10 protein-coding genes are annotated in these 12497 nt (G+C 44.2%); 7 read left to right on the top strand and 3 right to left on the bottom strand.

The features are described from left to right. Positions 1–428 precede the first annotated feature (428 nt). Together dxr and O9324_RS13210 are read right to left on the bottom strand one after the other, a co-directional pair. A complete protein-coding gene (gene dxr / locus O9324_RS13215; protein WP_287732197.1) occupies positions 429–1601 on the bottom strand; it encodes a 1-deoxy-D-xylulose-5-phosphate reductoisomerase in 1173 nt (390 codons plus the stop codon). A gap of 419 nt (positions 1602–2020) precedes the next feature. Further along, a complete protein-coding gene (locus O9324_RS13210; RefSeq protein ID WP_002769634.1) occupies positions 2021–2854 on the bottom strand; it encodes an acyl-CoA desaturase in 834 nt (277 codons plus the stop codon). Between the two features lie 425 nt (positions 2855–3279). Between O9324_RS13210 and O9324_RS13205 the strand changes: the two genes are divergently transcribed. Next, the gene (locus O9324_RS13205; protein ID WP_287732199.1) at positions 3280–4566 is read left to right on the top strand and encodes an ABC transporter permease; all 1287 of its coding nucleotides are present in this window, start codon (positions 3280–3282) and stop codon (positions 4564–4566) included. Between the two features lie 12 nt (positions 4567–4578). Here the strand turns inward: O9324_RS13205 and O9324_RS13200 are convergent, their stop codons facing one another. Next, complete coding sequence (locus O9324_RS13200; RefSeq protein ID WP_185239157.1) at positions 4579–5241, bottom strand: ABC transporter ATP-binding protein; 663 nt, start codon at positions 5239–5241, stop codon at positions 4579–4581. Between the two features lie 344 nt (positions 5242–5585). On the opposite strand from O9324_RS13200, the gene O9324_RS13195 reads away from it, so the two are divergent. The 6 genes from O9324_RS13195 (at position 5586) to O9324_RS13170 (ending at position 12304) form a co-directional block, all read left to right on the top strand. Beyond that, positions 5586–5945: a hypothetical protein gene (locus O9324_RS13195; RefSeq protein WP_288140418.1), complete on the top strand. Its 360-nt coding sequence runs from the start codon at positions 5586–5588 to the stop codon at positions 5943–5945. Between the two features lie 32 nt (positions 5946–5977). Continuing rightward, positions 5978–6661 carry an ATP-binding cassette domain-containing protein gene (locus O9324_RS13190; RefSeq protein WP_353851716.1) on the top strand — a complete coding sequence of 228 codons (684 nt, stop codon included), beginning with the start codon at positions 5978–5980 and terminating at the stop codon, positions 6659–6661. Positions 6662–6687: 26 nt separating this feature from the next. Then, positions 6688–8247 carry an HlyD family secretion protein gene (locus tag O9324_RS13185; protein ID WP_287732200.1) on the top strand — a complete coding sequence of 520 codons (1560 nt, stop codon included), beginning with the start codon at positions 6688–6690 and terminating at the stop codon, positions 8245–8247. A gap of 102 nt (positions 8248–8349) precedes the next feature. Continuing rightward, positions 8350–9603 (top strand): methionine gamma-lyase family protein, encoded by a 1254-nt coding sequence (locus tag O9324_RS13180; RefSeq protein WP_287732201.1) that lies wholly within the window; start codon positions 8350–8352, stop codon positions 9601–9603. 305 nt (positions 9604–9908) lie between these two features. Further along, on the top strand, positions 9909–10724 hold the full coding sequence (locus O9324_RS13175) for a prohibitin family protein (protein ID WP_002769638.1): 816 nt from the start codon (positions 9909–9911) through the stop codon (positions 10722–10724). Positions 10725–11041: 317 nt separating this feature from the next. Further along, positions 11042–12304 (top strand): vWA domain-containing protein, encoded by a 1263-nt coding sequence (locus O9324_RS13170; RefSeq protein WP_288140417.1) that lies wholly within the window; start codon positions 11042–11044, stop codon positions 12302–12304. The last annotated feature ends 193 nt before the right edge of the window (positions 12305–12497 follow it).

The following is a 12497-nucleotide window of genomic DNA, read 5'->3' as shown; positions in this document are numbered from 1 at the left end:
CCCAAACCCCGGAGCGCATTAGCTTTTCGGTGAGATGCTTACACGCAGCTGCTGACACATTTGTAATCATTTAAGAGTCACTGATAATTGCTGACTGTCGGTATTTCTGTAAGTGTGATACCATTTTTCTTTATTCGTGTCCCTCTCCCTTTCTGGGAGAGGGGTTCGGGGTGAGGGTAATTAACCATCTTTGCTATTACTTTAGAAAAATGGCATAAGATGCACCTGATTTTAGGCAATTTAATCCTTATTTTTGCTGGTTTTGAACCCTCAAAAATTAATTAGCCAAGAGGTTTATTGAAGGTTATCAACCCTTGTCATGATCATCATAAATCTAGTTAAATAGAAAAAATAGCCGAAATTAGTGATTTTTCTATCCTAGACCTGTAGAGACATTATAGTTAACATCCCTACAGTATCTAGACTATCTAGACCGGATTGGCAATCAGACAGTTAGATACCTCTTGACGCGCCCAATTATCGGCGGCTAAAATGTCATCTAGGCTAGGGGTAGAACTGTTATGAATTGTAAAGCGATCGCAAACTGTTTCAATCACCCGGGGAATATCTAAGAAGCTAATCTTTTCTTCTAAAAATAATGCTACTGCTTGTTCATTGGCCGCATTTAATACTGCTGGCATTGCCCCACCCGCACGGCCGGCCGCATAAGCTAACCCCATACAGGGATATTTTTGATGATCGGGTTCTTTGAAGGTTAAACTGCCAGCTTTAACTAAATTTAAAGGTTCCCAATCGGTATAAATTCTTTCAGGCCAAGACAAGGCATATAACAGGGGTAAACGCATATCAGGCCAGCCTAATTGGGCTAAAACCGAGGTATCCTGTAACTCAATTAAAGAGTGAATAATACTTTGGGGATGAATAACAATATCGATCGCATTATAATCGACACCAAATAGATAATGAGCTTCGATAACTTCTAGACCTTTATTCATTAAAGTAGCCGAATCGATGGTGATTTTTCTGCCCATCGACCAGTTAGGATGTTTGAGGGCATCAGCTACGGTTACTTGCGGCAATTTTTCCACCGGTAAATCCCGAAAAGCACCCCCAGAAGCGGTGAGAATAATCTTTTTTAATCCCCCAGTGGGAACTCCCTGTAAACATTGAAAAATAGCTGAATGTTCCGAGTCAGCAGGTAATAATTTAACCCGGTGTTTTTCCACTAAAGGCAGCACCACCGGACCGCCAGCAATCAGGGTTTCTTTATTAGCGAGAGCGATATCTTTACCAGCAGTAATAGCGGCAATCGTCGGCAGCAATCCCGCACAACCGACAATTCCCGTGACGACGCTTTCGGAATCGCCATAACGGGCCACTTCGATTACTCCTTCCTTTCCTGCTAGGATAATCGGGGTGTAGTCAAGGTCGGAAATTAGGCTTTTCAGGTCTTCTAGTTGACTTTCGTTATTAATCGCCACGATTTGCGGGCGAAATTGCCGAATTTGCTCCGATAGTAGTTGAATATTATTACCCGTGGCTAATCCCACCACTTGAAACTTATCGGGATGATCGGTGACAATATCGAGAGTTTGAGTACCGATCGAGCCAGTAGAGCCTAAAATCGAGATTTTTTTCATTAGAAACTTAATATAATTTGGGGATTAAGTAGGTGGGTGGAATTAAATATAAGATGAACGTAGGTTGGGTTGAAGCATGAAACCCAACGCCCGCATAGTTTAAGCTACCGCTAACCCATCCTAGAAATAATTGTGCCTCCCTACTTAGCTTTTAATATACGTTCTCTGGGGTCTTTCCGGCACGTCAGCGTAAATATTAAACATTTGTTAAAAAAGTTGCTATTTTGACTTTTTTGTGCTATTGCTTAGAAAAAGTCAGCGATAGAGATGGTGAGAGAGAAGAAATCCCATAGAAAGGTCAATGGATTAGGCAGTCTAGCGGGAGGTCTGGTTTGCTGTCAGATTTGGGTTAAGTCGGAGAAAAAATAACCGAACTTAAACATAAGTTCGGCTAGATTCAATTTAACAACTGGACAAAACTAACTTTCTGTCGTGACTGCTGTGGTGGGAGGCAACTTAATATTAGTAGCTAATCCCAGAATTTGCAGCAGACGAATGGTCATCCAAGTCAGATCAACCTCCCACCATTGTAGGCCATGACGGGCAGAATACTGATAGGCATGGTGATTATTGTGCCAACCTTCACCGAAAGTTAAGAGGGCAACCCACCAACAATTTTTAGAATTATCGTGGGATTCATGGCTAACATAACCGAATTTGTGGGTGGCGCTGTTGACAAACCAAGTAGAGTGGAAAACTAAGACCAAGCGCACAAAAATTCCCCAAATTACAAACGGCCAACCACCCATAGCATAGAGAATTAAACCTAAAACAATTTGGATAGGAACAAAATAATTTTGACAGAATTTATAGAAAGGATCGTCGGCGATATCCTGGGTAAAACGAGCAATTTCTTCGTCGGCAGGAATTTCGTGCAACATCCAACCCATGTGACTCCACCAGAAACCTTTATTAGAATCGTGGGGATCGGGAGCAGTATCAGAATATTTATGATGAAGACGATGTAAACCTATCCATGCGATCGCACCCCCCTGACAAGCGAGAGTCCCGCACAAAACCAGAAAGTATTCTAACCATTTGGGAGTCTTAAAACTCCGATGGGAAACTAAACGATGGAAACCGAGGGTAATTCCTAAACCCCCAGTAATCCAATAGAGAATCAATGTCACTCCCACAGCACCCCAGCTAAAATTGCTAGGCAAGAAGGCTAAAAGAGCCACTAAGTGGATAAAAGCCATGTAGATGAGAGTCACCCAGTCAATGGGCAGTTTTTCGGAAGTCGCAACAGTCATTGAATAACCCAAAGGGAAACAACAGGAGACAGAGCATCATTGTCTTATCTGTCTCGATTTGACACAGGGGAAACTTTGACGCTTAATAAATAGTAACAAATATCACAGTCTATTGTTTGATGGATATCCCCTCTCCACTCCACAGGGCAGAAAAGGCCCTACTCCCCATCTTTTAGCAAATTGACCCACAGGTCAAGGAAAATCTCGCTAAAATCCTATTGGGAAAGTATGGCGAAGCGATTGATTTCCCTAAGTGAGGGTTTTTATCGGCAATGCTATCGGACGGGAAAGCCGCAGTCAATACAGCCTAATCTCTTCTAGAAACAGTAAATAAGGTGATTGATAGATAAAAAAAGACAAATAAGTCCCAAATATCTGTTTTATCCGATCATAACTTTATATTTAGCCAGATTACATCGAACTCAATGACTCTTGACTTACCTAAACAAATACTTCAGACTAATCATCCTCACCCCGTGGCGATCAGCGAAATTGTCTCGATAGCGATCGAAGCTCTCTGGAGCAATAAACTGCGGACTTTGTTAACCATGTTAGGGGTGATTATTGGCATTGCCTCCGTGATTGCTCTCACCTCCGTAGGCCAAGGAGTACAAAAAGCCACCGAACAAAAAATTCAATCTCTAGGTACTAATGTTTTACAAATTTTACCAGGAGAAGCCAGAACCGGGGGTATTAGTCTCGGCCGCGGTTCCAGTAGTACCTTAATCTGGGAAGATGCCAAAGTTATTCAAAATCAAGTTCCAGGTGTACAGGTGGTCTCCGCCTATCTGCAGCGTCCAGCGCCAGTGGTAGCAGGCGAGGTCAATCATGCCACTAATGTGGTGGGCATCGATCTTAACTACATGAAAGCGAGAAATACAGAACTCAGCCAAGGTCGATTTTTTACCGAGGAAGAAATGGAACAGGCGACACCAGTGGCGATTTTAGGCTCGACTCTGTTAACAGAACTGTTTGGCGATGATACTAATCCGATCGGCAAAAAGCTTTGGATTGAAAGAAAAAATAGTTACGAAATTATTGGGGTATTTGAGCCAAAAGGTGCCGAAGGTTCGATCGATCGCGACGATCAGGTCTTTATTCCTCTGAGCAATATGTCTTCTCGTCTGGTGGGCAATAATTCTTTAAGTGGTAAGGCTGTTAACGGCATTTATGTCAAAGTTGACCAGCAAGATCAGATGAAAAATGCCGAGTATCAAATTACTAATCTTTTGCGACAGCGCCACAATCTCGCCGCTTCTCAAACCGATGATTTTAGCATTAGAAACCAAACAGATGTGGTCAAAACCTTGACCACGGTAGTGGGTTTGTTTACAGTGATGCTAGTGGCGATCGCTGGCATTTCCTTAGTAGTCGGTGGTATTGGCATCGCTAATATCATGTTAGTTTCCGTGGTGGAACGCACCAGGGAAATCGGGATTCGCAAAGCTGTGGGGGCCACCCGTTCGGCAATCCTCCAGCAGTTTTTAGCGGAATCGGTGATGATTTCCCTGACTGGCGGCGGCATCGGTGTATTATTGGGAATTTTAGTGGCCTTCTGTAGCGCCCAGATTTTCCGATTTCCCTTTGTCTTGTCAGGTTGGTCGATAATCAGTGGATTTGGTTTATCTTTTATCGTTGGTTTGTCAGCAGGAGTAATTCCCGCCCGTTCTGCCGCTCATTTAGACCCGATTACCGCTTTACGACGGGATTGAGGCCATTACACCCTAAAAAACGATTAAGCCATCTTGAAGACGGATCACCCGCCTGGTTTGGGCAGCTACATCGGGATCGTGGGTGACAATCACAATCGTGATTCCCTGTTGATTGAGTTCGGTTAGTAAATCCATCAGTTCTTGGGAAGTTTGTGTATCTAAGGCCCCCGTCGGCTCATCGGCCAACACCAGAGCCGGTCGATTAACTAGGGCCCGGGCGATGGCGACCCGCTGTTGTTGTCCCCCGGAAAGTTGGCTAGGCCGATTGTGGAGATAATTAGTCAACCCAACTCTAGCTAAAGCTTGCATCGCTCTTTGACGACGCTTTGGCTTGGGAACATTGGCATAGACCATCGGCAACATGACATTTTCTAGGGCAGTGGAGCGGGACAATAAATTAAATTGTTGGAAGACAAAGCCAATCCTCTGATTGCGAATATAGGCCAGTTGGTTATCGTCCAAGTTCTTTAAGTTTCTGCCTTCTAAAATATATTGTCCCCCCGTCGGGCGATCGAGGCAGCCGATAATATTCATCAAGGTTGATTTCCCGGAACCCGAAGCTCCCATAATGGATATGTATTCCCCTGACCGAATTTCCAGATCTATGCCCCGAAGAACAGGAATTTTCACTTCCCCTAGAGAGTAAATTTTTGTAATCGTCTGCAAGAAAATCATTGTTTTTACCACGGGTGTTTTGGGATAATTTTGCCCTAAAAATTAGGTTAAGCAGTGGAATGTCAAAAATGGCACTATGTTAACAAATATGAAGTAAATTTTTTAGTGCTGGTTGACTATCAACGGCTATTTTTATCGGTAAGTTCCAACCATGTCCACATTTAAAGATGAATGTATCCGATTTTGTCTAATTTCTGAGAGTTATCTCAACTAGGCACTTGATTAAAACCCTTTTTTTGCTCAAGAGAGGAAATTATTAAGAAATAAAAAATATCTGGAATCACCAGCAAATAGTGAGAATAGAATGAAGGGATTAAATAGTAAATATCTGGAGAAATCAATCAATGTTATCACCAAGACATCCTCACCCCCCCGCTGCCCCGCAAAGCCCTCCTCCTAGTGTACCTCAAGGTCATCCTCACCCCGCGCATCAAGGGTTCCGACCAGGTGGACCCCAGAACAATCCTCCGGGGACACCGCAGCCCTTTGCCCCGACTGGAGCTGCCCCAGCCAATCTACCGCGTCTAACAGAACAAGATCAAGAACTCTTAAAACAATTACTCGGTAATGATGAACAGGCCCAAGCTTTAGGGGGAATCAGGAAGGCCATCCACCTTTCCCCCCCGAAGGTTTCCCGGAAGGCCATCCACCCTTTCCTCATAATGGTTTTTCCCAAGGTTTTGCCGATAGTTTACCAGCACTAGCACCAGAATCCCCCCCTTCCGAAAGGAAACTAATTCCCTTTCCATCCCATCCTCCCCATTCTCAAAAAGGCAACCCACCACCACCGCCAAGGGCAGATGAAAAAGGATTTCTGCTCGGACCAATTAGCTTTTCTTGGCAACCAGGGGAACTGATCTTTATTATTGGCGGCAATGGCAGCGGCAAGTCAACTTTAGCTAAACTAATTACAGGACTATACCCACCCCTATCGGGAGCAATTTATCTCAATGGTAAACGTATTACTCAAGATAACGTGGAGTGGTATCGTCAACATTTCTCGGCAATTTTCTCTGATTTTTACTTATTCGATAGTTTTCTCGGTTTTGATCGTCCCAATCTCGATCAAGAGGTAGAAAATTATCTGATGCAACTGCAATTAGCCCATAAAGTCACGGTCAAAAATGGAGTTTTATCCACCACAGAACTATCTCAAGGACAAAGGAAACGACTGGCTTTATTAACAGCCTATTTAGAGGATCGTCCTATCTATGTGTTTGATGAATGGGCCGCCGACCAAGAACCCCGTTTTAGGGAACTATTCTATAAACAGATACTGCTACAACTGAAAGAAAGAGGAAAAATAGTTATTGTTATTAGCCATGATGAGCGCTATTTTCATCTAGCCGATCACATTATTAAGCTCGATTATGGTGCCGTGGAATCGGAACAGACTGTTCAACCATCAGGTTCTCTCTAAATTAACTCGCCAGTTTCTTACTCACTATGTCAGACAGTTCCTCCTTCCAAAAAGTTAACAAACAGCCCGCAATTAGCTGGGCATTGGGATTACTAACTTTATTTTTAGCCATTGCTGGTATTGTTCTCGCCTATCGTCAGTTTGGGCATACCCCCCACCAGGGTAGTTCCCGTCCGCTGCCTGTAGCCGTGGAAAAGACGGATCTAACGATCATCGTTTCCGCTAATGGCACTGTGGAACCGGAAAAAGTGGTTAATGTTAGCCCTAAAACAGCAGGAATTTTGAAGAAACTGCTAGTAGATGAGGGTTATACCGTCAAAAAAGGACAGATAATTGCTAAAATGGACGATTCTGATTGGCAGGGTCAATTATTAGAATCCCAGGGCAAACTAGCGGCAGCCCAAGCTAATCTCCGCAAACTAATCGCTGGTAATCGTCCCCAAGAAATCGCTCAGGCCCGAGCAAAACTGGAAGAACTAGAAGCCAACCTACAAAAACTGATGGCCGGTAATCGTTCTCAGGAAATTGCCCAAGAAAAAGCTCGTTTAGAAGGTTTAAAAGCCATTTTCAAAAAATCTGATGATGAATATCGTCGCAATCAGCTACTTTTCAACGAAGGAGCCATATCTCAACAGACTTTAAACGAAAAACTGGCAACTAGGGATAGCGCCCAGGCTGCCGTGATTGAATCCCAAGAAAAGCTATCTCTCCTTAAAGAAGGAACTCGCTCGGAAGAAATTGCTCAAGCAAAGGCGGAAGTGAGAAATCAACAACAGGTCTTAGACCTTCTCCAAGCAGGAACAAGACAGGAGGAAATCGAGCAAGCACGGGCGGAGGTGACTACTGCTCAGGGTTCTCTACAAAATGTCAAAACTCAGATTGAGGATACCATCATTAAAGCACCCTTTGACGGGGTGGTTACTTTTGTCTACGCTGAACCGGGGGCCTTTGTGGCTCCTACTACGACCGGCAGTTCCGTATCTTCGGCCACTTCTTCCTCGATTTTATCCCTGGTTTCACAAAATGAAGTGGTCAGCAATGTAGCAGAAAAAAACATTGATAAGATCCGGGTTGGGCAAAAGGTGACGATTACAGCCGATGCTTATCCCGATAAAATCTTCCATGGACGAGTCTCTCTGATTGCCACCCAGGCAACGGTAGAACAAAATGTCACCAGCTTTGAAGTGAAAGTGACCCTAGAAGAAAAGGCGGCCAGGGAATTAAAAGCGGGAATGAATGTTTCTACGGATTTCCAAGTCGGCCAACTGAAAAACGCTTTAACCGTGCCAACTATTGCCGTTACCCGTCAGAACGAGCAAACTGGTGTTTTTGTCGGCGCACCTAACCAACCCCCCCGATTTGTCCCCATTACCACTGGCGTTACTATCGGCAATCGTACCGAAGTCAAAAGCGGACTCGATGGCTCCGAACATATCTTAATTAATCCACCCTCGGACACCCGACCACCCCAAGGTTTTTCTTGGCAAAGTCTCTTTGGTGGCCGGGGGAATGAACCTGCTGCTGGTGGCCCTCCCCCCGGCGCCCCACCACAGGGAGCCTCACCCCCCCCCGGCGGGCCGCTCTAATCATTCCTATCGTCAACCTTGGCAACTGTTTTAAGGGGAAGGATTGGCGTTGTATGATCAGTAGGCTTTGTAAATGCAATACAGATCACAGTCTATTGTTTGATGGATATTCCCTCTCTACTCCACAGGGCAGAAAAGGCCCTACTCCCCATCTTTTCGGAAATTGACGCACAGGTCAAGGAAAATCTCCGTCGAGTCCTCGGTGCTTTCCGTGCAAACCGCGTCGGGGTGCATCATTTTGCTAGTGTTAGTGGTTATGGTCATGATGACTTGGGACGGGATACTTTAGATCAAGTGTTCGCCCAAGCCCTAGGGGCCGAAAAGGCAGCGGTGCGAGTACAATTTGTTTCAGGAACCCATGCGATCGCCTGTGCCTTGTATGGGGTTCTTCGACCGGGGGATGAGATGTTAGCGGTAGCCGGTGCGCCCTACGATACCCTAGAGGAAGTAATTGGAATTAGGGGCAGTGGTCAAGGCTCTTTAAAGGATTTTGGCGTTAGTTATCGCCAATTAGAGCTAGATTCTACTGGTGCGATCGATTGGTTGGCCTTGGACACAGCAGTGAAACCCCAAACCCGTTTAGTACATATTCAAAGATCCTGCGGTTATTCCTGGCGATCGAGTTTGTCTATTGACGAAATCGAGAGAATTGTCCGTATAGTTAAACAACAAAACCCGAATACGGTCTGTTTTGTCGATAATTGCTATGGAGAATTTATCAACACCCAAGAACCCACCGACGTGGGGGCAGATCTGATGGCCGGTTCTCTAATCAAAAACCCCGGAGGTACAATCGTCACGGCCGGGGGATACATAGCAGGTAAAGCGGAATTAGTGGAAATGGCCTGCTATCGTCTGACAGCACCGGGGATCGGTAGCGAGGGAGGGGCAACTTTTGACCAAAATCGTCTTCTTTATCAGGGATTGTTTCTAGCGCCGCAAATGGTGGGAGAAGCGATGAAAGGCAGTCATTTAATCGCCTATGTGGGCGATAAGTTGGGTTATCCGGTCAATCCGGCTCCTTTTGCGCCTCGACGCGATATTATTCAAGCGATTAAACTCGGTTCCCCCGATAAGCTGATTGCCTTCTGTAAAGCCATTCAAGCCTATTCTCCCATCGGTTCCTACTTGGATCCCATTCCTGCCCAAATGCCGGGCTATGAGAGCCAAGTAGTGATGGCTGGTGGCACGTTTATCGATGGTAGCACCTCGGAATTCTCCGCCGATGGACCCTTACGGGAACCCTATATCGTTTTTTGTCAGGGGGGAACCCATTGGACCCATATTTCTCTAGCTTTAGAACAAGCGATCGCTGCTTTGTTGAATGGTTCCCCTAACCTTTCTTCTCTCCCTTAGTTAAAATCCTAACTTCCTGTCTTTGTGGTTAACAAAAAGTAAAACGTAGGGTGCGTTAGACAGCCAAAATTGCTGCTGTGACTGGAGGGTAACAATCCCTCGTAACGCCCCACCTATCATCGACTGTGATTGTGTGATGTATGATTGAAGTAACGCACCACCTATCATCAACTAAGTAGCCGGTTACAATTAAAGATAAAATACAAAGAACCAGAAGCTTGTCCCACTATCTAAAAATTAATTGAGATTACTTACTTATAAGAACAGTGCTACGATAAAACCGATCGAATATCTCAGGAGTTGTCATGAATTACAATCGCAATATAATACCATTAATGGCGGGGGGAATTTTAATATTAGCCATTACTACCGTACTGCGCCCTTTTGTTATTATTGATACTGGCGAACGCGGCGTTGTCATGTACTTTGGCAAAGTGCAAAAACAAATCCTCGATGAAGGAATTCATCCTGTTGTACCGATTGTCACCAAGATCAAAACCCTCAACGTTCGAGTCCAAACAACGGAAGTAAAGGCAAAAGGTTCTTCCAAAGATTTGCAAGATGTGGAAACAACTATTATCGTTAACTGGCACATCGACCCCGACAAAGTCAATCAGATTTATCAACAAGTTGGGGATATCAATGAGATTGTCTCTGGTATTATCAACCCAGCAGTATCGGAAATTGTCAAAGCGGCAACAGCACAACGTCCCGTACAAAATATCTTGCAAGAGCGAGGAGAACTCAAACGTGAAATTGACACTTCCCTCGCCGAAAGATTAAGACGTTATGGGATAATTATCAATGATGTATCTCTCGTTAATTTTGGTTTTTCTGAAGAGTTTAACGCAGCGATTGAAGCCAAACAAGTAGCAGAACAAAAGGCACAAGAAGCTGCTTTTCGCGCACAACAAGCAGAACAGGAAGCGAAAGCGGAAATCAACCGTGCAAAGGGACAGGCGGAAGCTCAAAAACTATTGCGCCAAAACCTAACACCAGAAATTTTACAACAACGAGCAATCGAAAAGTGGGATGGACGTTTCCCTGTCGTCATGGGTGGTTCAGGCTCCCTTCCCCTGATCAACATCGATGCCAATTTGTTATCATCTCAAAAAAAGTAAATAACTTTAGTTCGCGTTAAAGAGATTTTGCCATGACTTCCACGAAAGAATAGGGCCGACTGGCTAAGGTAAAATTTCCAACAAGAACAGCTGGGGCTGCATCTTAACTTTGTAAAAATATCGACAATCAAGAATTATCGGTGATTCTTAAATTATTCCCAATATATGAACAACCCCGGGTGAGCATCGTAGATTGACAAAAATGAGATGCACCCAATGATCGAACTTGTCTAACTCGATGTCGGATGGGAAAATAAGCACAAATCTAATTATACTCATTACAATAGAAATATCAACGACCACGATAAAAAACTCTTATGCGGGTAACTCTAAAATCGGCCTTGAGTGATAGTCATATCGACGCTAATCAAACCAGCAGTCAACGTCAACTGATGCTATCGATCGCCGCCACCAGTGAACAGATTAACACAAATTTACCGATTAATCTTTGTTTAGTTCTCGATCATAGCGGTTCTATGCAGGGAAAACCCCTAGAAACGGTCAAAAAAGCGGCCTTCAGTTTAATAGAATCCCTCGGGGTTAATGATCGTCTCTCGGTAATAGCTTTTGATCATCGCGCCAAAGTTATTCTTCCCTCCCAATCGCGACAGGATGATCTGACCTTAATTCGCTCAAAAATTCAACAATTACAAGCGGGAGGAGGTACGGCGATCGATGAAGGGATAAAATTAGGTATTCAAGAAAGTTCCAGCGGCAGCAAAGGTTATGTATCTCATATTTTTCTGCTTACCGATGGTGAAAATGAACATGGAGATAATCAACGCTGTTTAAAATTGGCAGAAGTAGCGGCTGAGTACGGTATCACCTTAAATACCTTCGGTTTTGGCGATCATTGGAATCAAGATATCCTAGAAAAAATTGCCGATATCGCCGGCGGAAGTTTATCCTATATCGAAAGACCCGAACAAGCTTTAATTGAATTTACTCGTCTATTTAACCGTCTGCAATCTGTGCGGTTAACTAACGCTTTCCTGCAATTAGAATTAGATTCCAGGACTCATTTAGCGGAGTTAAAACCCATTGCCCAAGTTGCTCCAGAAACTATAGAAATGAGCCTACAAAAAGAGGGCAATTTTTACATCACCCGTTTGGGTGATTTAATGATAGATGAAGAAAAAATTCTCCTCCTCAATCTCTATATTGACCAAATTCCCCCCGGTACTCACACCATAGCTAAAGTGAAGATTCGCTACGATGATCCCGCTTCCGGTCAAAAAGGGCTAGAAACTGCGACTTTTAGCCTTGATATCACCTCCCAAGCTCTCTATCAATCCCAATTAGACGAGCAAGTTCAGAAATCAGTTCTCACTTTAGCCAAATATCGTCAAACCCAAATCGCTGAAGAAAAATTAAAACAGGGCGATCGAGCAGCCGCCGCCACCATGCTACAAACCGCAGCCAAAACCGCTCTACAATTGGGAGAAAAAAATGCCGCCACTGTCCTCCAAACTAATGCCACCCGTTTACAGGTGGGAGAAGAATTGAGCGAAGGAGATTTAAAGAAAACCCGCATTATTGCTAAAACAAGACTACAAACCGATGGAGAAACCGGAAAATGATTAAAATTCGCTCCTTGCCCCTAGGAATTTTTCTGATAACAATGTTCGCTCTTCCGTTCTATTAAACCTACTCAAATCTACTCATGAGCAAATTTGACGTTAACTTCCTGCTTCACTGTAGTAGTGTCGGCACTATCTACTCTACAAGCTGACACGGTGGAACTCACCGCCAAAGAAGCTAGATTTAGACTAG

Origin of the sequence: Microcystis sp. LE19-84.1B (assembly GCF_027531875.1) — a bacterium.
Classification (GTDB): domain Bacteria; phylum Cyanobacteriota; class Cyanobacteriia; order Cyanobacteriales; family Microcystaceae; genus Microcystis; species Microcystis panniformis.
This window is presented reverse-complemented; position numbering and strand designations above follow the sequence as displayed.

Excerpts from the sequence above, each read along its gene's own strand:
- dxr (WP_287732197.1), bottom strand. The coding sequence starts at position 1,601 with ATGAAAAAAATCTCGATTTTAGGCTCTACTGGCTCGATCGGTACTCAA.
- O9324_RS13210 (WP_002769634.1), bottom strand. The coding sequence starts at position 2,854 with ATGACTGTTGCGACTTCCGAAAAACTGCCCATTGACTGGGTGACTCTC.
- O9324_RS13205 (WP_287732199.1), top strand. The coding sequence starts at position 3,280 with ATGACTCTTGACTTACCTAAACAAATACTTCAGACTAATCATCCTCAC.
- O9324_RS13200 (WP_185239157.1), bottom strand. The coding sequence starts at position 5,241 with ATGATTTTCTTGCAGACGATTACAAAAATTTACTCTCTAGGGGAAGTG.
- O9324_RS13195 (WP_288140418.1), top strand. The coding sequence starts at position 5,586 with ATGTTATCACCAAGACATCCTCACCCCCCCGCTGCCCCGCAAAGCCCT.
- O9324_RS13185 (WP_287732200.1), top strand. The coding sequence starts at position 6,688 with ATGTCAGACAGTTCCTCCTTCCAAAAAGTTAACAAACAGCCCGCAATT.
- O9324_RS13180 (WP_287732201.1), top strand. The coding sequence starts at position 8,350 with ATGGATATTCCCTCTCTACTCCACAGGGCAGAAAAGGCCCTACTCCCC.
- O9324_RS13175 (WP_002769638.1), top strand. The coding sequence starts at position 9,909 with ATGAATTACAATCGCAATATAATACCATTAATGGCGGGGGGAATTTTA.
- O9324_RS13170 (WP_288140417.1), top strand. The coding sequence starts at position 11,042 with ATGCGGGTAACTCTAAAATCGGCCTTGAGTGATAGTCATATCGACGCT.